The following is a 15454-nucleotide window of genomic DNA, read 5'->3' as shown; positions in this document are numbered from 1 at the left end:
GTCGTCGGCCGCGGGGCGCGGGCCGCACGGGATGAAGGGTATTCCTCTCGCGCCGGCGTGTCAGCGGACACGCGGCCGAGGATCAAGGCAGGCGCAGGAGCGCGCGCACCGTGGTGCCGTCCGGGCCGGTGTGCACGCGCACCAGGTCGGCGAGGTCGTTGACGAGCAACAACCCCAGCCCGGACGCCAGACCGGGCTCCGGTGGTCTGCGCCCGGCCAGCGGGTCGGTCAGCCGCCCGCCGTCGCGGACCTCGCACACCAGGTGGCCGTCCTCGGACCAGACGGCCAGCCGGCACGGGCCGGAGGTGTGCACGAGGCTGTTGGCGACCAGTTCGCCCGCGATGAGTTCGAGGTCGGCCAGTCGCCGCCCGGCCAGCCCGGACGCGCGGGCGCGCTCGGCGGCGAACCGGCGCGCGCCCGAGAGCTCGGCGGGCCCGCCGACCGGGAACACGCGGTCGTCGGCGTAGTCCGGCAGCGGCGCGTTGTAGCGGGCCACGACGCTGTCCGGGGCGTAGTGGTCGCTGGGGTAGCGCCGGTCGTCCTCCCAGACCACCGGGTGGGTCTGCCTGGCGTCCGCGATCGCCGTGGCGTCCAGCGCCGACGTGTCGTAGGGGCACAGGATGGTGACGTCCCGGCCGGAGAACGCGGCGTTGATCAGCGCTTCGTGCTGGGCGCACGCGGGGTACTCGGTGCCCGAGCGGCTCGCCCAGATCGGCTCGCCGATGATGCGCACGTGGCCGCCGGTGCGCGCGTCGGCGAACTTGCGCAGCACCCGGGGGATGATCCGACCGGGGTTGCGGCCCTCCTCGGCCATGTCGAGCATCGTCACGTGCCGGGCGGTGTCGCCCAACGCGTCGCGGAGCAGGTCGAGGCGCTTGCCGGGCACCGCCACCGCGACTGGCTGCCCCTGGTCGAGGCCGTCGGTGATGAACGGGACCAGGGCCGCCAGGTACTCCTGGTCGGAGCGGTAGAACAGGGCCGGGTGGACGAACAGCGGGTCCGGCCCGGTGCCGGTGGTGTGCGTCGGGGCGTTCATGCGACGTCCTCGACCTGGACGTCGGACAGGTCGAGCAGTGTCGCGATCCGCGCCGCGCCGGGGAACGCGGTGCGCAGCACCAGGGTGGTGGCACGGCTGCGGGCGTACGCGTCGAGGCTGATCAGCCCGCGGTGGTCGATGAACGTCAGATCGGCGCCGTCGAGCACGAGCCGCCCGTCCCGCGAGTCCGGTCGGATCCCGTCCAGCACCTCGATCAGCACGTGCCGGTTGAACATGTCGACCTCCCCGCTGAGCTCGGCGCTGTGGCCGGGCAGGGCCGAGGCGTGCAGTCGGAAACCGACCCCCGGCAGGTTGGTGCTGGGGTGCACGCTGGCCAGCTGCTCCAGCGCCTGCTCGCTGAGCCGGGTCCGGTCGTAGGCGCACAGCGCGGTGAACGGGTGATCGGCCATGTACTGGTCGACCAGGTGCTCGTAGTGCAGGAACGCGGTCAACTGGGCCTGGCTGCGCACCATCGGCGTCGCCTCCGAGGCCACCCGCAGCCCCTGGTAGCCGGCCGTCAGCGCCTGCTCGGTGGCCGTCGCGTAGGCGCGGACCTGGTGCTCGGGGTCGATGACGCCGCCACCGGGGTAGATCGCCTCCAGCGAGGTCACCCGAGCCGCGCCGGTGGCCAGCGCCGCCTCGATCCCGTCGACCCGGCGGACCGCCTCGGTCAGCGCTTCGGCGTGCGTCGAGCCGACGAAGAGGACCTGCTGGCCCCGCGCCAGCCCGTCGACGAGGAACTCGGCCACCCGCAGCCCGACGTCCGCCCGGTCGTCGTACGACCAGCAGACGTGATCGTGACGGCCCAGGTCCCGCGTGTGCTGCACTATCCCCGACCTGCGCATACAGAAACCAACTTAGAGGTGCGGCCGAGGCGTGACAGCGCGATCACGCCGGCGGCGGGTCTACACGACGTCGTACTTCGCCCGGCAGTGGCAATGTACCGGTGCACGTACCACGGCGGCGACGGTGGTCCGCCTATCCGTGGACACCGGCCAGGGCGAAGAACTCCTGCCGTGACCGGGCGTCCTCCCGCAGCACGCCCTGCAAGGCCGAGGTGACGGTGCGGGATCCGGGAGCGCGCACGCCGCGCAGCGACATGCACAGGTGCTCGGCCTCGATCACCACGCCGACGCCCTGAGGCGCGAGGTGCCGTTGCAGCCAGTCGGCCACCTGCTTGGTCAGCCGCTCCTGCACCTGGAGGTCGCGCGCGAACAGCTCGACCACCCGGGCGAGCTTCGACAGGCCGAGGATGCGCCCGCCGGGCAGGTACCCGACGTGGGCCGCGCCCTGGAACGGCAGCAGGTGGTGCTCGCACAACGACTGCACCGGGATGCCTCGGGCCAGCACCAGCTCGTCGTAACCCCTCCTCGTTCGGGAACGTCGTCAGGTCGAACTCGCGCGGCGTGAGCATCTCGGCGTACGCGTGCGCGACCCGCCTCGGCGTGTCGGCCAGGTGTTCCGACGCCGGGTCCCGGCCCAGCGCCGCCAGCAGGTCGGCCACCGCCCGTTGCGCGGCCTCCAGGTCCATCCCGTCCCGGCCGTGGACCACCTGCAACCGCCGGGGTGCGCCCGGGCCGCGCACCGGCCGCGGCGCGGGCTCGGTCATGCCGCCCGGCCGCGGTCGCCGGGCGCGTGCCGCACGGCCAGGCGGGCCAACGCCACCGCGGCCACGAGCAGGCCGAAGTCCCGCAGCGCGACGTCGTAGTGGCCCGGGATGGTCAGCAGGTTGACGATGATCCCCGCCAACCAGGCCGCGACCAGCAGCCCGCCGAACCTGGGCGCGACCGCCACCGCGATGCCCGCCAGGACCTCCACCACGCCCACCGCGTACATGGCCTGCTGCGCGGTGCCCGGCACGATCCCGTCGACCCACGGCGCGAGGTACCGCGGCCAGTCGGCGAGCAGGCCGGCGAACTTGTCCAGCCCGAACAGCACGGGCGCGACGGTGAACACCGTCCGCAGCAGCAGCAGGAACGCCTGGTGAGCGGGGTCGGAACGCAGCACTCGACCCGTCGGCCCGGCGCCGGACACCTCGGTGGCCATGACATCCTCCTTCTAACGACAACTTCGGCTAACCTTAGAACCGTCGCCCCGATTTCGTCAATGGAAGTGGTTTTTAGAATGGCCGAGCAGGACCAGCCGCCGGTGTCGCCCGTGTCCGCCGTCGCGGCCCTCGACGAGCCCACCCGGCGTCGGCTGTACGACTTCGTGGTCCGCCGTCCCGCACCGGTGAGCCGGGACGAGGCCGCCGAAGCCGTGTCGGTGCCGCGCACCACGGCCGCGTTCCACCTCGACCGACTGGTCGCCGAAGGGCTGCTGGAGGTCGTCCACGAGCGCCGCACCGGCCGCACCGGTCCCGGCGCCGGGCGGCCGTCGAAGCTGTACCGCCGCGCCGCGGCGCAGATCTCGGTCTCGCTGCCCGATCGTCGCTACGAGCTGGCCGGGCTGCTCCTGGCCGATGTCCTGGCCGAGGTCGAGACCTCCGGTGAGCAGCCGCGCGCCGTGCTCCACCGACGTGCCCGCGACCTCGGCCGGGACCTCGGTGAGGACGCCCGCGCCGCGCGTGACGGCGAGGAGGGGCGACTCGCCGCGCTGCGCACGCTGGAGAGCTTCGGGTTCGAGCCGCGCGCGTCCGACGACCCGGGCGACGCCGCGATCGTGCTCGGCAACTGCCCGTTCCACAGCCTGGCCCGCCGGCACACCGAACTCGTGTGCGGGATGAACCTCTGCCTGCTCGACGGATTGCTCGACGGGCTCGCCGGCACCGGCCTGACCGCGCACCTCGACCCCGCGCCCGGCCGGTGCTGCGTCCGACTGGCACCGACCGACTGACATCGCGCACGGCGGGGAAACTCCGTCGACGCCGACAATGGGTTTTCGGGTGACATTTGTTCACAAGTGTGACCGGAGTCGGCCGAGGTTGTTCACAAATATGACCCGTGATCGATGTTCCAGTCGTTGACCTCGACGTTCGACGGTATTCGACAATGTCCCGTTCGGCGGGCTCGAAAACCATCGTTGACCAGTGGGTCCAAGCCATCTAGCATTCGCCGGGAAAGCGGTTTCCCGCTGTGTCCTGCATTCTTATCCGGGTGTCGAAGAGAGTCGATCCCGGCATCCGGTGAGTGAGAAGTGGAGTTTGTCATGAGCACATCGGATCAAAGTCGATCCGGGCGGCACGCACCGCCGCGTCGCACAAGGTGGCGCACGGGCTTGGCGGCCGCGGCGGCGGCAACGGCGTTGGTCGGCACCTTCACCGCGTGGTCGGCGGTCACGCCGGCGCAGGCCGCGGTCGGCGCCGGGACCTACACGGTGAAGAACGCGGGCAGCGGGCTGTGCCTGGTCGTGCCCGGCGCGAGCGCGTCGAGCGGCGTGCAACTCCAGCAGGCGTCGTGCGCCACCGACGACAGCCGGCTGTGGTCGCTGACCGCGGTCGGCGGCGGGTACCGGATCACCTCCGTCGCGACCGGCCTGTGCGTCGGCGTCCGGGACGCCTCCACCTCGGCGGGCAAGGTGATCGAGCAGGAGTCGTGCACCGGCGGCGCCGGTCAGACCTGGGCGCTGACCGCGAGCGGCAGCGACTACCGGGTGGTCAACGCCAACGGCGGCAAGTGCATGAACACCAAGGACAACTCCACCGCGGCGGGCGCGCTGGTGCAGACAAACTCCTGCGACGGCGTGGCCACCAAGCAGTGGACGTTCACGCCGACGAGCGGCGGCCCGACCTCGACGTCCACTTCGACCTCGACGTCGACCTCCACGTCGACGTCGACCACCACCCGGACCACGACGACCACGTCCCAGCCGGGTGGCGGTGACGGCAGTGGACCGTGGCCGAGCGACACCGGCAGCGTGCACCAGACCACGACGCGCAACGTGGGCACGTACTTCAACGGTGGGATGAAGCGGCACTACGGGATCGGTGACGGCGGTCAGGGCGAGAGCCAGGACCCGATGTTCGTGGTGGCCAACGGCGGCACGATCGAGAACGTGATCCTGGATGCGCCGGCCGGTGACGGCATCCACTGCGAGGGTTCGTGCACCATCCGCAACGTGTGGTGGAACGACGTGGGCGAGGACGCGGCGACGTTCCGGTCCTCCAGTTCGTCGGCGACGTACCTGGTGGACGGCGGTGGCGCGCGGTCGGCGTCGGACAAGGTGTTCCAGCACAACGGCGCGGGCACGCTGACCATCCGCAACTTCCAGGTCAACGGCGCCGGCAAGCTCTACCGGGCGTGCGGCAACTGCGCCACCTCGTACCAGCGGCACGTGGTCATGGACGGCGTCACGGCGCGGTCGACGAGCGTGTTGGCCGGCATCAACACCAACTGGGGCGACACGGCCCGCTTCTCCCGGATCACCGTCTACGGCAGCACCACGATCTGCGAGAAGTACCAGGGCGTGCCGAAGGGCTCCGAGCCCAAGAAGATCGGTGAGGGCGCCGACGGCAGGAACTGCTTCTACTCGCCCTCGGACATCACCCAGCGCTAGTCGCGGTGGCAGGACACGGGTCGGGGCCGCGGCGCGAAGTCGCGGCCCCGACCCGCGCGTTCGGTTACCGTGTGGAACGACCGGGCGTGGCGTGACCAGGGGCGAGGGGCAACTGCGGTGACCAGCTGGATCGACGTGATCAACTATGTCCGGACGCGGTACGAGGTCATGGAGGAGACCGACAGCTGGCTGCGCTTCCGGCTGGACACCGGGCAGGACCGGACCCAGCAGGTCTCCGTGCACCACGTGCCGGAGTCGGACGGCGTGGCCTGGGTCGAGATCTCCTCGGCCGTCGGCCGGGCGGACGAGATCGACCTGAGGCGCCTGCTGGAGCTCGCGGGCACCTCGCCCGTCGGCGGCGCCGCGGTGGTGGACGGCGTCGCCCTGCTCAAGCACACCGTGCCGTTGGAGGACCTGAGCGTCCGGGAGGAGTTCGCGCGCCCGTTGATGCTGCTCGTCACCGCCGCGGACGCGTTCGAGCACGAGTTGACGCGCAGCGACCGGTTCTGACCCTCACGCCGGTAGGCCGATGACGGTCCGGTCGCCGGACTCCCAGGTCGGCGTCATGGTGACCGCGCCGATCCGCCAGCCGCGACCGGTGTGGACGAGGCGGTAGTCGTAGCGTCCGCCCAGCACGTACAACCGGCCTCCAACCAGCGGGCCGTCCCGGTGCGTGGCCTGGAAGTCGGCGGTGACCCGCGCCCACGCGCCCTCGACGTGCGCGGTCTGGTTGCCCAGCAGGTGTTGGGTGGCCGACAGGTGCCCCAGGTTCGCCCGCCAGCCCGCCACCAGGTCGGCCGCGGCGACGGTGGACGGCTCACCGCCGACCAGACCGGTGTAGTCGACCCGGACCTCGGCGGCGAACACCTCCCGCAACGACTCCCACTGCTTCAGGTCGAACCGGACGGCCATCTGCACGGTCACCGCGACCGGATCCCGGTCGACCGCCGCCTCCGCGAACGCCTGACCGCTCGCCACCACCGAGCCCGCGGTCACGCCGGCCCCGACCAGGAGGGTGCGGCGGGTAAGTCGATCGAACGTCGGTTTCTCGCTCATGGTCCGCGATCGTGGCGCGCCCGGCGGGCCGGCGTCCAAGACCCGGCCCCATTACCGGAGCGCATGGACCCGGGTCGACCGGTCACGACAGCGGCAGCTCCGCCCACACGGTCTTGGTCTCGGTGCCGAGGTAGGTGCCCCAGCGGCGGCACGACAGGTTGTCCACCATGACCAACCCGCGGCCGCGGAAGGCGCCCAGGCGTGACGTCCCGGCCACCGGCAGCCGGTCGGGGCTGCCGTCGTCCACTTCGATCCGCAGCGCCTGCTGATCAGGTGATCGCCGCACGCGCAGGCGTCTCGGCGCGCAGGCGTGGTCGTAGGCGTTGGACACCAGTTCCGTGCAGACGAGCATCAGGTCCTGCAACAGGTCCTCGGCCAGGTCGGCCAGGACGGTGGCCAACCACTGCCGGATCTGGGCCAGCGGTGGCACCGGCATGCTCAGGTCGACGCTGATTCTCGCGGCGAGCACGTTGTCCGACAGAGTCATCGCCACCCCCAGGCGCTACGGCCGCCTGCCTGGTCAAGGCGGCCTTGGCACAACGGGGTACCCGGTGATCCCCGGCCGCACACCTGGCGTCGCGCGGACGCGCTGAGCACATGCCGTGTCACGGATCGTGATTTAGTCTGACTGATCGTGAGCGAGGAGACGGTTCCGGTGGACGACCCGATCGCGGTGCTGCGCACGGCGGTCGACGCGGCGGTGCGATCCGTGCTGCGCCTCGACCCCCACCACGCCGACGCCCGGCAGGAGATCAACCAGGTGCTCGCCGAGTTCACCGCCGCCGTCGCACCGGTGTGGGACCGCTTGCCCGCGTTGGCCGAGCTGACGCCGAACGGCCCGGTGTCGGCCACGCTGGGGTTCATGCGCGACGCCGAGGGCCAGGCCGCCGCCGGTGACGTCCAGGCGGCCCGGGTGTTCCTGCTCGCCGGGCGCACCGCGCTGTTCCGCCTCGCCCGCGGCGCACCCGAGGGCTCTTGACGACCGCTGCGGTCGGATCAGCGCGGTCGGACCTGCGCCGTCACGCCGTCCGTTGGAACGGTCCGCCGGTCCACGACTCGGAGCCGGACTGGGTGTCGCCGGCCAGCTGGTCCAGGACGTCGGACATCCGGCCCGCGCGGGCGAAGGCGCGCCGCTGCCGGTCGGCCCCGCCGCCGTCGGCGTCCAGAGTGGACAGCAGCGCGCGGACCAGGTCCAGCTCGGCGGCACCGAGTTGGTCGCCCACGCGGTGCAGGAGCCGGTCGAGCAGCAGGCGCGCGGGCACGAGGCGTCCGGACAGCACGTCCAGCGACTGGCCCGTGACGCCGTCCCTCGCCGCCCTCCAGGTGGCGGCGCGCAGCACTTCCGCTGGCACGGGCGAGGCGCGCAGGCCGCGGTGCAGGTCGGCCAACGCCGTGCCGACGAGCGCGCGCACCAGGGCGGCCAGCAGCACCGCCTCGTCCACGGTGGCCGCGACGTCGGCGACCCGGACCTCCACCGTCGGCAGGTGCGCGGACGGCCGGACGTCCCAGTAGATCATCCGCCGGTCCCGGATGGCGCCGGAGGCGAGCAGCACGTCGCAGGTGGACTCGTAGTGCGCCAGGGACTCGAAGTACGGCGGCGGCCCGGCCGTGGGCCAGCGCGACCAGACGACCGAGCGCCAGCTGGCGTAACCGGTGTCGCGGCCGTGGGCGAAGGGTGAGTTGGCGGTCACCACGCCGAGCACCGGCAACCACGGCCGCACGTGGTTGCACACCTGCACGGCCGTCTCCGGGTCCGGCACGGCGACGTGCACGTGGCAGCCGCAGATGGACTGCTCGGCGGCCAGCAGCCGGTAGTCCTCGGTGAGGGCCCGGTAGCGGTTCCCGCCGCTGGTCGGCAGCTCCGGCCCGCCCACCGGCGGCGAACCGACCGCGAGCAGCCGGTGACCGAGGCGGTGCGCGGTCTCGGTGGCCACCAGGCGGAGCCCGTGCAGCTGCCGGCGCACGTCCGCCAGGTCGTGGCACACCGGTGTCCGGGTCTCGACCTGGGCGGTGGTCAGCTCGACGTCGAGCTCCACGCCGAACCTCCGCTTGGCCGACTCGACCACCTCGGCGCCGTGCGGCACGGGTCGGCCGGTCCGGGCGTCGACCAGCAGGAACTCCTCCTCGACCCCGAGCGTCGGAGCCGGTGCGCCCACCAGTTCTCCCATCGCGGCCTCCGGCGGCGGTTCGGCCCCAGGGGCTCCTGAGTACCCGGAACCCGACCAGCCAACCCGTCCTCAGTGGACGCCGCTTGATGGTCCGATCAGGTGAACCGGCGTCGGATCGCTCAAGGTGGCGGTCCGGACCGCCGAAAGGAAGGTAACTGAGCGCCGGTACCCACGACGGGGGCCGGCGTTCCCGCATCTCCGGCCGCGCGATCGGCCGGGCAACCCGGGTGTCGAAACCCTCGGCCTGCCTGGTGCGACCGGCCGCGACCCGGGTGCCGCCCGCGCCTAGTGGCCGCGGGCGGACATGACCAGCAGCATCAGCGTGAGCAGGAGCTGGAGCGCGGCGACGCAGGTGCCGGTGACCGCGGTCCAGTCCAGGCGGTACTCGGTCTTCGTGGTCATCGACCGCACGCCGCAGGCCATCGCGCCCACGGCGAGCACCGGGCCGCCGGCCGGGATCGGCCAGCTGAGCAGGGCCAGGCACAGCGATACCGGTCCGAGCCAGGCGTCCTTGCCTGGGCGGTCCTTCGCGGGGAGCTGCCGCATCATGCCGTCCATGGTGCCCTGAACCCGGATCTTCAGGGCGCCCCGCCGCCGTCGGGCGCCGCGCCCATGCCCAGGGAGATCTGGATCACGATCAGGGCCAACCAACCGACCAGGAACAGGACCACCCAGAACATCGGTCTGTTCAGCACGACGGGCCTCCAGCGTTCATCACAACCACCGGTTGCTCTTGAACAGCCGGTACAGGACCAGGCAGACGGTCAAGGTCACCGACAGCACCAGCGGGTAACCGTACTGCCAGCGCAGTTCCGGCATGTGGTCGAAGTTCATGCCGTACACGCCGACCACCATCGTCGGCACCGCGATGATCGCCACCCACGCCGACATCTTGCGCATGTCGTTGTTCTGCTGCAACGACACCTTCGCCAGGGTCGCGTTGAGCAGGGTGGTGAGCACCTCGTCGAACGCGACGACCTGCTCGGCCGCGGCGGTGAGGTGGTCGTCGACGTTGCGGAAGTAGGACCGCACCGCGTCGGGCACCAGCGGGTCGCAGGAGCCGTCGCTGAGCTTGCGCAGCGGCGTCGCCAACGGCATCACGGCCCGCCGCAGCTCCATGATCTCCCGCTTGACCAGGTACATCTGCTCGACGCCGACCTCGCTGCGTGGTGCGAAGACCGCGGCCTCCACCAGGTCGACGTCACCCTGGAACGCCTCGATCACCTGCCGGTAGCCGTCCACCACGCGGTCGGCGATCTCGTGCAGCACCATGGCGGGCCCGGCGGCCAGCAACGGCGGGTCCGCCTCCAGCTGACGGCGCACGTCGCCCAACCCGGAGTCGTGGCCGTGCCGGACCGTGACCACGTAGTCGCGGCCCAGGAACACCATGATCTCGCCGGACTCCACGATCTCGTTCGCGGTCGTCGGCGACTCGTGCTCGACGAAGCGCAGGGTCTTGAGCACCACGAACAGGTGATCGTGGTAGCGGTCGAGCTTGGGGCGCTGGTGGGCGTGCACCGCGTCCTCGACGGCCAGTTCGTGCAGCCCGAACGCCTCGGCGACGTCGCGGATGCGCTCCTCGTCCGGCTCGAACAGACCCACCCAGACGAACCCGACCCCGCGGTCGCGCACTTCCGCCACGGCGTCGGCGGGCGACCGGTCGCCGGGCAGCCGCGCCCCGTCGACGTAGACCGCGCACGCCACCACGGCGTCCCGTCTGACGTCCGCGACCGAGCCGGGGACGTCTTCGGCGGCAGGGGTCACCATATGGGTGATCCTGCCGCACGGCCGACGCGCGTCGCACCGGTCCCGGTGCGGTGCGACTTCGGTCCCGTGCGGACCGCAGCCATCCATGTGGGTGGTTTCGGGCCGTGGTGGCTGAGCGTGGGCATTAAGTTGCCCACTGTGAAACGATTCGCGTGGGTTGTCGCATTAGCTCTGGTGGCCGGGTTGTCGGTGCCCTCCCCGGCGATGGCGGTGGGCCGGTCGCCGGGGGAGTGCGCGGTGAGCCTGGACTGCACGGCGGCCGAGCTGGACCGGATGGGCATGGGGGAGAGGTTGGAGTTCCTGCGCCTGGTGCAGAGCGGTCCGGCGGCCGGGTTGGGCGCTTCGGACCGGTGGCGCAACATCGAGGGCGTCCTGTCCTTCTTCCGCGATCGCGGGCTGGGCGCGCCTGGGACGTGGGTCTCGCACGTCGACGCGGCGATCCTGGAAGGCATCGAACGCGGTGTCGCGATCGCGCTGGGCCGGTCGACCGACGGTTTCGGCAACCCCGGTTCGGTGCGGTGGGCGGACTACCTGACCCGGTTGCACGGCGGTGAGCTGACCGTCCGCAACGTCCACGACCGGGCGTGGAGCGAGGCCGAGCAGGCGTCGACCGAGCACGGTGTCGCGGTGGCCGAGCAGCGGCACGGGCTGCGGCCGACCGCGGTGGAGCGCCGGTTCTTCCTGTTCTCGGAGTTCTACCGGTGGGTGCTGCGCAACCGCCCGGTGGTGCTCGACCTGCTGCTCGTCCACGGCGTGCTGCTGAACCCGGTGCTGGTCGTGCGGCGGGTGCCGTTCCTGGACTGGTTCACCGACGTGCGCGAGTCCACGCCGTCCCGCAAGGGGTCGGAGATGGCCTACGCCTACGCGCAGCTCGACCCGGTGCACGGGGCGTTCAGCACCGTGGAGCTGGTGCTCGCCTACATCCCGGAGCTCTTCGAGGAGTTCCAGCTCGCGAACCCCCGGACCTGACCGGACGTGGCCGGGCCGGACCTGATCGGGTCCGGCCCGGGCCGGCTACCGGACCCGGTCGAGCGCGGTCGCGATCACCTCGGCGCTGTCGACCAGCAACGCCTCCGCCGCGGTGCGTCCCGTCGCGGCCAGGTAGGCGTCGACGAGCCGGTTGCCCGCGGCGTAGCCCGCCCCGGTCGGCAGCCCGACCGGTGTCGCGCCGTACCGGACGGCGGCCGCGTCACCGTGCACCCACGCGGTGAAGTTCCGCATCCCGGTCACGTCCAGGCCGGAGACGACCTTGGCGAACACCGCGTCGTCGTGCAGGTGGGGCACCCCGATGCGGGCGTACCCGAGCTCGTCGCCGTGCAGCTGCCGGGCGAACGCGTCGGCCAACCCCTCGGACACCACGTGCTCGCCCACCGTCACCGTCTCGGGGTCCCACCTGACGGCGCCGGGACCGTAGCGGAGGTTGTGGTTGAGCTCGTGCACCGCCGTCGCCTCCAGCCGCGCCAGGTTCTCCGGGTAGGGCCAGAAGTTCAGCAACACGTACCCGGACGCGCTGCCGTTCCCCGTCATGCCCAGGTTCGGGCCCATGAAGTGCGCGTCACCGGGATCGCCGAGGACGAGGAGCACGGTGATGTCCGGCACGGTGATGGCCGGGGTCGCGGCGAGCTGCACGGCGAGGGCGTCGTCGAGCGCGCGCTTGATCCGGTTCCAGGCGTCGGCGTCGTGCAACGCCTCCAAGGCCTCCAAGCACCGCTCCTCGTCCCGGTCGAGCGGGAACCCCGAGCTCATCCGGTGCATCGCGACCAGGTCGACCTCGCCCGGGAAATACCGGTACATGCCGGCGGCCGGTGCCAGCATCGCCTCCAGGAGCACCGGGCGGTCGGTGCGCGGCGACCGCAGGATCTCGCGCATGGCGGGGTAGGTGTCGAGGACCGTGATCGTCATGCCGGCCGACGTTAACCCTTCCAGCGGCTGGAACTTCAAGTCGTGCGCGACGGGCGGTCAGGTGGGGGCGGATCACCGTCGGACGAGCAGGTCCCGTGCGTGGTCGCGGAAGGCCGCGGTGGCCGGGTGGGTCGCCGTGCGCGGCCAGACCATCCGCACCGCCACGGGGTCGACGTCGGTGATCGGCACGTAGCGGACGCCGGGATGGGGGTGGGTGTGCGCGGTCGCCTCCGCGGTGACGCCGACCGCGTCACCGGTGGCGATGGCGGTGAGCCAGTCGTCGGTGTTGGCGACGTCGAGCGTGTCCGGGCGGCGCCCGGTCGGCCACAGCGCGACGGTGGAGCTGCACGCGGTGGCGCAGAACGCGACCGGCCGGTCGGCGAGGTCGCCCAGTCGAACGCCCGTGACCAGCGCGAACGGATGATCTTCGGGCACGGCGGCCACGCGGGGTTCGTGGTAGAGGTCGACGGCCTCCAGCACGCTGTCGGGCGTCGGCGGTGTGCGCACGAACGCCACGTCGACCTCGCCTCGGCGCAGCGCGGGTTCGGGGTCGTCCAGCCGGTGCGCCCGCACCTCGACGTCCGGCCGCGCCAGCCGCCAGCCGCGCAGCAACGGCACCGTGTGCCGGCCGAGCGCGGCCCAGGCGAACCCGACGCGCAGCGCCCGCGACCCGGCGGTGACCTCGGCCAACGCGTCGTCCACCTGGTTGAGGACGCGGTTGGCGTGCTCCAGCAGCCGGGCGCCCGCCTCGGTCAGCGCCAGGCTGCGGGTCGTGCGCTCGACCAGGCGCGTGCCGAGCCTGCTCTCCAACTGCTCCAGGGTGCGGGAGAGCGCGGGCTGGCTGACGTGCAGCACGGCCGCGGCCGCGGTGATGGTGCCCTCGGTGCCGATCGCGACGAGGGCCCGCAGGTGGCGCAGCTCCACATTCATCACCGGCAAGCATAAGTGCTGCGCAAACGGCATTTCACGGCGGGCGTCGGTGGCCATAGCGTGATCGGCATGAAGATTGTTCTCATCGGCGCGGGCGGCACGCTCGGCACGGCCGTCCACACCGCGCTGACCGGACGCGGGCACGAGGTCATCACGGTCGGGCGCTCCGGTGGCGACCTGCGCCACGACATCGCGGACCCGGCGCAGACCGCCCGGATGTACGAGCGGATCGGCCCGGTCGACGCGGTGGTCAGCGCGGCGGGTGACGTGCCGTGGAAGAGGATCACCGAGATGAGCCCGCAGGACTACCAGGACGCGTTCCGCGGGAAGGTGCTGAGCCAGCTCGAACTCGTCCGCCAGGGCATCCCGCTGGTGGCGGAACGGGGTTCGTTCACGCTGATCACGGGTGTGCTGGCGCGTGAGCCGGTGCCGACCGGCAGCGCGGCGTCGATGGCCAACGGCGCGGTGGAGGCGTTCGTGCGGGCGGCGGCGATCGAGATCGCCCCGCAGCGCATCAACGCGGTCAGCCCGACCGTGTTCACCGAGAGCCTCGCCGACTACGGCGACTTCTTCCCCGGCATGGAGCCGGTCGACCTGACCACGGTCGCCCAGGCCTACGTCCGCTCGGTCGAAGGCGCGCAGACCGGTCAGGTCTACTCGCTGTAAGCACCGAGCCGGGGGTCGCGTGCGCGGCGCTGGTCAGACCGGGGTCTGGGGTGCCTGGTCCGGATCACCGTGCCGGTCCCGCGCCACGCGCACCCGCATGCGGTCCAGCAGGGTGATGGCGGGCGTCGCGGTGGTCCCGTGGAGCAGGATCGAGCCGATCACCACCAGGCCGACCACCCGCCAGATCGCGTCCGGATCGACGAACTGCCCGTGCTGGAGCGCGTACGCGACGTAGAACAGCGATCCCACACCCCGCACGCCGAAGAACGAGATGACGGCCCGCTCACGCGGCCCCGTCTTGCCGCGTGCCAACGCGAGCAGACCGGTCGCCGGTCGCACCACGAGCAGCACCACCGACGCCACCAGCACCTCGCGCCACCCGGTGCCCGCCAGCAGGCCGGTGACCGCCGCGCCGCCGAGCAGGAAGATGATCAGCACCGTGAGCATGCGCTCGAACTGCTCGACGTACTGGTGCAGCACGCGGTGGTAGCCGTGGGACCGCTCGCCCGCCCTGATGGTGCAGGCGCACACGAAGACCGCGACGAAGCCGTACCCCTCGGCCAGCTCGGTGAGGCCGTAGGCCAGGAAGGTGGCGGCGAGCGCGACGAAACCCTCGGCGTGCTCGGCCAGGCGGAACTTCTCCGACGGCGCGTCGAAGAACAGCTTGCGCAACGCCCACCCGGTGACCAGCCCGACCAGGACGCCGCACGCCAGTCGCCACAGCACGTCCACCGCGAGCCACTGCGGCAGCCAGGCGTCCGGCGCCGCGCCGACGATGCCGATGGCCACGGCGGCGTAGGTGAACGGGAACGCCAGCCCGTCGTTGAGCCCGGCCTCGGAGGTCAGCGCGAACCGGGCCTCGTCCTCGCCCGCACCTGGCTCGTCCGGGTTCGTCGCGGGCTCGGCCACCTGCACCTCGTTGGCCAGCACCGGGTCCGTGGGCGCCAGCGCCGCCGCCAGCAGCACGCAGGACGCCAGGCCCCAGCCGAGCGCGCCCCAGCCCAGCAGGCCCACCGCGAGCATGGACAGCGGCATCGTGATGCCCAACAGCCGCCAGGTCGTCGACCAGCGGCGCAGGCCGACCGGCCGGTTGAGCGCCAGACCGGCGCCCATCAGGGAGATGATCACGCACAGCTCGGTGAGGTGCACCGTGATCGCGCCGTACCGGTTCGGATCGGGGTCGGGCAGCGGGTCGACGACGGTGAACGCGATCGCGCCGGCCGCCAGGAACACCATCGGCAGCGAGATCGGCGCCTTGCGCAGGACGCGCGGCAGCAGCGCGGCCAGGAGGGTCGCGACACCGAATGCCCGCGTAGACCACGGGACCCGGACCCACCAGGCGAGCTCCTCTCCGTCCGCCGGCCGAACTGGCGCTCGGCCGCGGCTAGGTGCCAGATACCCCCGTCCGTCGCAGCTAACCCCCTCGGCCGCCCGC

General features: G+C 72.1%; 17 protein-coding genes and 1 pseudogene. 6 read left to right on the top strand and 12 right to left on the bottom strand.

The window, feature by feature from the left end:
- Window positions 1–82: 82 nt before the first annotated feature.
- From ACYVLT_RS02085 to ACYVLT_RS02070, 4 genes and pseudogenes are all read right to left on the bottom strand, one after another.
- Window positions 83–1036, bottom strand: a complete 954-nt coding sequence (locus ACYVLT_RS02085) for an anti-sigma factor RsbA family regulatory protein (protein ID WP_461118333.1) — start codon at window positions 1034–1036, stop codon at window positions 83–85.
- Window positions 1033–1863 carry an MEDS domain-containing protein gene (locus tag ACYVLT_RS02080; RefSeq protein ID WP_461118332.1) on the bottom strand — a complete coding sequence of 277 codons (831 nt, stop codon included), beginning with the start codon at window positions 1861–1863 and terminating at the stop codon, window positions 1033–1035. The genes ACYVLT_RS02085 and ACYVLT_RS02080 overlap by 4 nt, the downstream gene beginning before the upstream one ends.
- 151 nt (window positions 1864–2014) lie before the next feature.
- Window positions 2015–2645 (bottom strand): annotated as a pseudogene (gene folE, locus ACYVLT_RS02075) (GTP cyclohydrolase I FolE).
- Window positions 2642–3082 (bottom strand): hypothetical protein, encoded by a 441-nt coding sequence (locus tag ACYVLT_RS02070; RefSeq protein WP_461118331.1) that lies wholly within the window; start codon window positions 3080–3082, stop codon window positions 2642–2644. The pseudogene folE and the gene ACYVLT_RS02070 overlap by 4 nt, the downstream one beginning before the upstream one ends.
- A 78-nt stretch (window positions 3083–3160) precedes the next feature.
- On the opposite strand from ACYVLT_RS02070, the gene ACYVLT_RS02065 reads away from it, so the two are divergent.
- The 3 genes from ACYVLT_RS02065 (at window position 3161) to ACYVLT_RS02055 (ending at window position 6040) form a co-directional block, all read left to right on the top strand.
- Window positions 3161–3871: a helix-turn-helix transcriptional regulator gene (locus ACYVLT_RS02065; protein WP_461118330.1), complete on the top strand. Its 711-nt coding sequence runs from the start codon at window positions 3161–3163 to the stop codon at window positions 3869–3871.
- A 381-nt stretch (window positions 3872–4252) separates the two neighbouring features.
- Entirely contained in the window at window positions 4253–5530 is a 1278-nt protein-coding gene (locus ACYVLT_RS02060; protein ID WP_461118329.1) for a pectate lyase, read from the top strand.
- Window positions 5531–5647: 117 nt separating this feature from the next.
- On the top strand, window positions 5648–6040 hold the full coding sequence (locus ACYVLT_RS02055) for a type III secretion system chaperone family protein (RefSeq protein ID WP_461118328.1): 393 nt from the start codon (window positions 5648–5650) through the stop codon (window positions 6038–6040).
- A 3-nt stretch (window positions 6041–6043) separates the two neighbouring features.
- Here the strand turns inward: ACYVLT_RS02055 and ACYVLT_RS02050 are convergent, their stop codons facing one another.
- Window positions 6044–6586, bottom strand: a complete 543-nt coding sequence (locus tag ACYVLT_RS02050; protein ID WP_461118327.1) for a nuclear transport factor 2 family protein — start codon at window positions 6584–6586, stop codon at window positions 6044–6046.
- Between the two features lie 82 nt (window positions 6587–6668).
- Entirely contained in the window at window positions 6669–7073 is a 405-nt protein-coding gene (locus ACYVLT_RS02045) for an ATP-binding protein (RefSeq protein WP_461118326.1), read from the bottom strand.
- A gap of 147 nt (window positions 7074–7220) precedes the next feature.
- On the opposite strand from ACYVLT_RS02045, the gene ACYVLT_RS02040 reads away from it, so the two are divergent.
- Window positions 7221–7565, top strand: coding sequence for a hypothetical protein (locus ACYVLT_RS02040; RefSeq protein WP_461118325.1), 345 nt, complete (start codon window positions 7221–7223; stop codon window positions 7563–7565).
- 40 nt (window positions 7566–7605) lie between these two features.
- On the opposite strand, the gene ACYVLT_RS02035 is transcribed toward ACYVLT_RS02040, so the two are convergent.
- From ACYVLT_RS02035 to ACYVLT_RS02025, 3 genes are all read right to left on the bottom strand, one after another.
- Window positions 7606–8754 carry a carboxylate-amine ligase gene (locus ACYVLT_RS02035; protein WP_461118324.1) on the bottom strand — a complete coding sequence of 383 codons (1149 nt, stop codon included), beginning with the start codon at window positions 8752–8754 and terminating at the stop codon, window positions 7606–7608.
- Window positions 8755–9039: 285 nt separating this feature from the next.
- Window positions 9040–9303, bottom strand: a complete 264-nt coding sequence (locus ACYVLT_RS02030; protein WP_461118323.1) for a hypothetical protein — start codon at window positions 9301–9303, stop codon at window positions 9040–9042.
- A 165-nt stretch (window positions 9304–9468) separates the two neighbouring features.
- Window positions 9469–10521 (bottom strand): magnesium and cobalt transport protein CorA, encoded by a 1053-nt coding sequence (locus ACYVLT_RS02025; protein WP_461118322.1) that lies wholly within the window; start codon window positions 10519–10521, stop codon window positions 9469–9471.
- Between the two features lie 138 nt (window positions 10522–10659).
- Between ACYVLT_RS02025 and ACYVLT_RS02020 the strand changes: the two genes are divergently transcribed.
- The gene (locus tag ACYVLT_RS02020; RefSeq protein WP_461118321.1) at window positions 10660–11490 is read left to right on the top strand and encodes a hypothetical protein; all 831 of its coding nucleotides are present in this window, start codon (window positions 10660–10662) and stop codon (window positions 11488–11490) included.
- A 45-nt stretch (window positions 11491–11535) separates the two neighbouring features.
- On the opposite strand, the gene ACYVLT_RS02015 is transcribed toward ACYVLT_RS02020, so the two are convergent.
- Both ACYVLT_RS02015 and ACYVLT_RS02010 read right to left on the bottom strand, forming a co-directional pair.
- Window positions 11536–12423, bottom strand: a complete 888-nt coding sequence (locus tag ACYVLT_RS02015) for a DUF2268 domain-containing putative Zn-dependent protease (RefSeq protein WP_461118320.1) — start codon at window positions 12421–12423, stop codon at window positions 11536–11538.
- A 72-nt stretch (window positions 12424–12495) separates the two neighbouring features.
- Window positions 12496–13353, bottom strand: a complete 858-nt coding sequence (locus tag ACYVLT_RS02010; protein WP_461118319.1) for a LysR family transcriptional regulator — start codon at window positions 13351–13353, stop codon at window positions 12496–12498.
- 69 nt (window positions 13354–13422) lie between these two features.
- On the opposite strand from ACYVLT_RS02010, the gene ACYVLT_RS02005 reads away from it, so the two are divergent.
- A complete protein-coding gene (locus ACYVLT_RS02005; RefSeq protein WP_461118318.1) occupies window positions 13423–14019 on the top strand; it encodes a short chain dehydrogenase in 597 nt (198 codons plus the stop codon).
- Between the two features lie 33 nt (window positions 14020–14052).
- Here the strand turns inward: ACYVLT_RS02005 and ACYVLT_RS02000 are convergent, their stop codons facing one another.
- Window positions 14053–15255, bottom strand: a complete 1203-nt coding sequence (locus ACYVLT_RS02000) for a cation:proton antiporter (protein ID WP_461118317.1) — start codon at window positions 15253–15255, stop codon at window positions 14053–14055.
- Window positions 15256–15454 lie beyond the last annotated feature (199 nt).

This window comes from Saccharothrix stipae (assembly GCF_054781895.1).
Note: the sequence above shows the minus strand (reverse complement) of the source record. Positions and strands in the feature narration are given on the sequence as shown.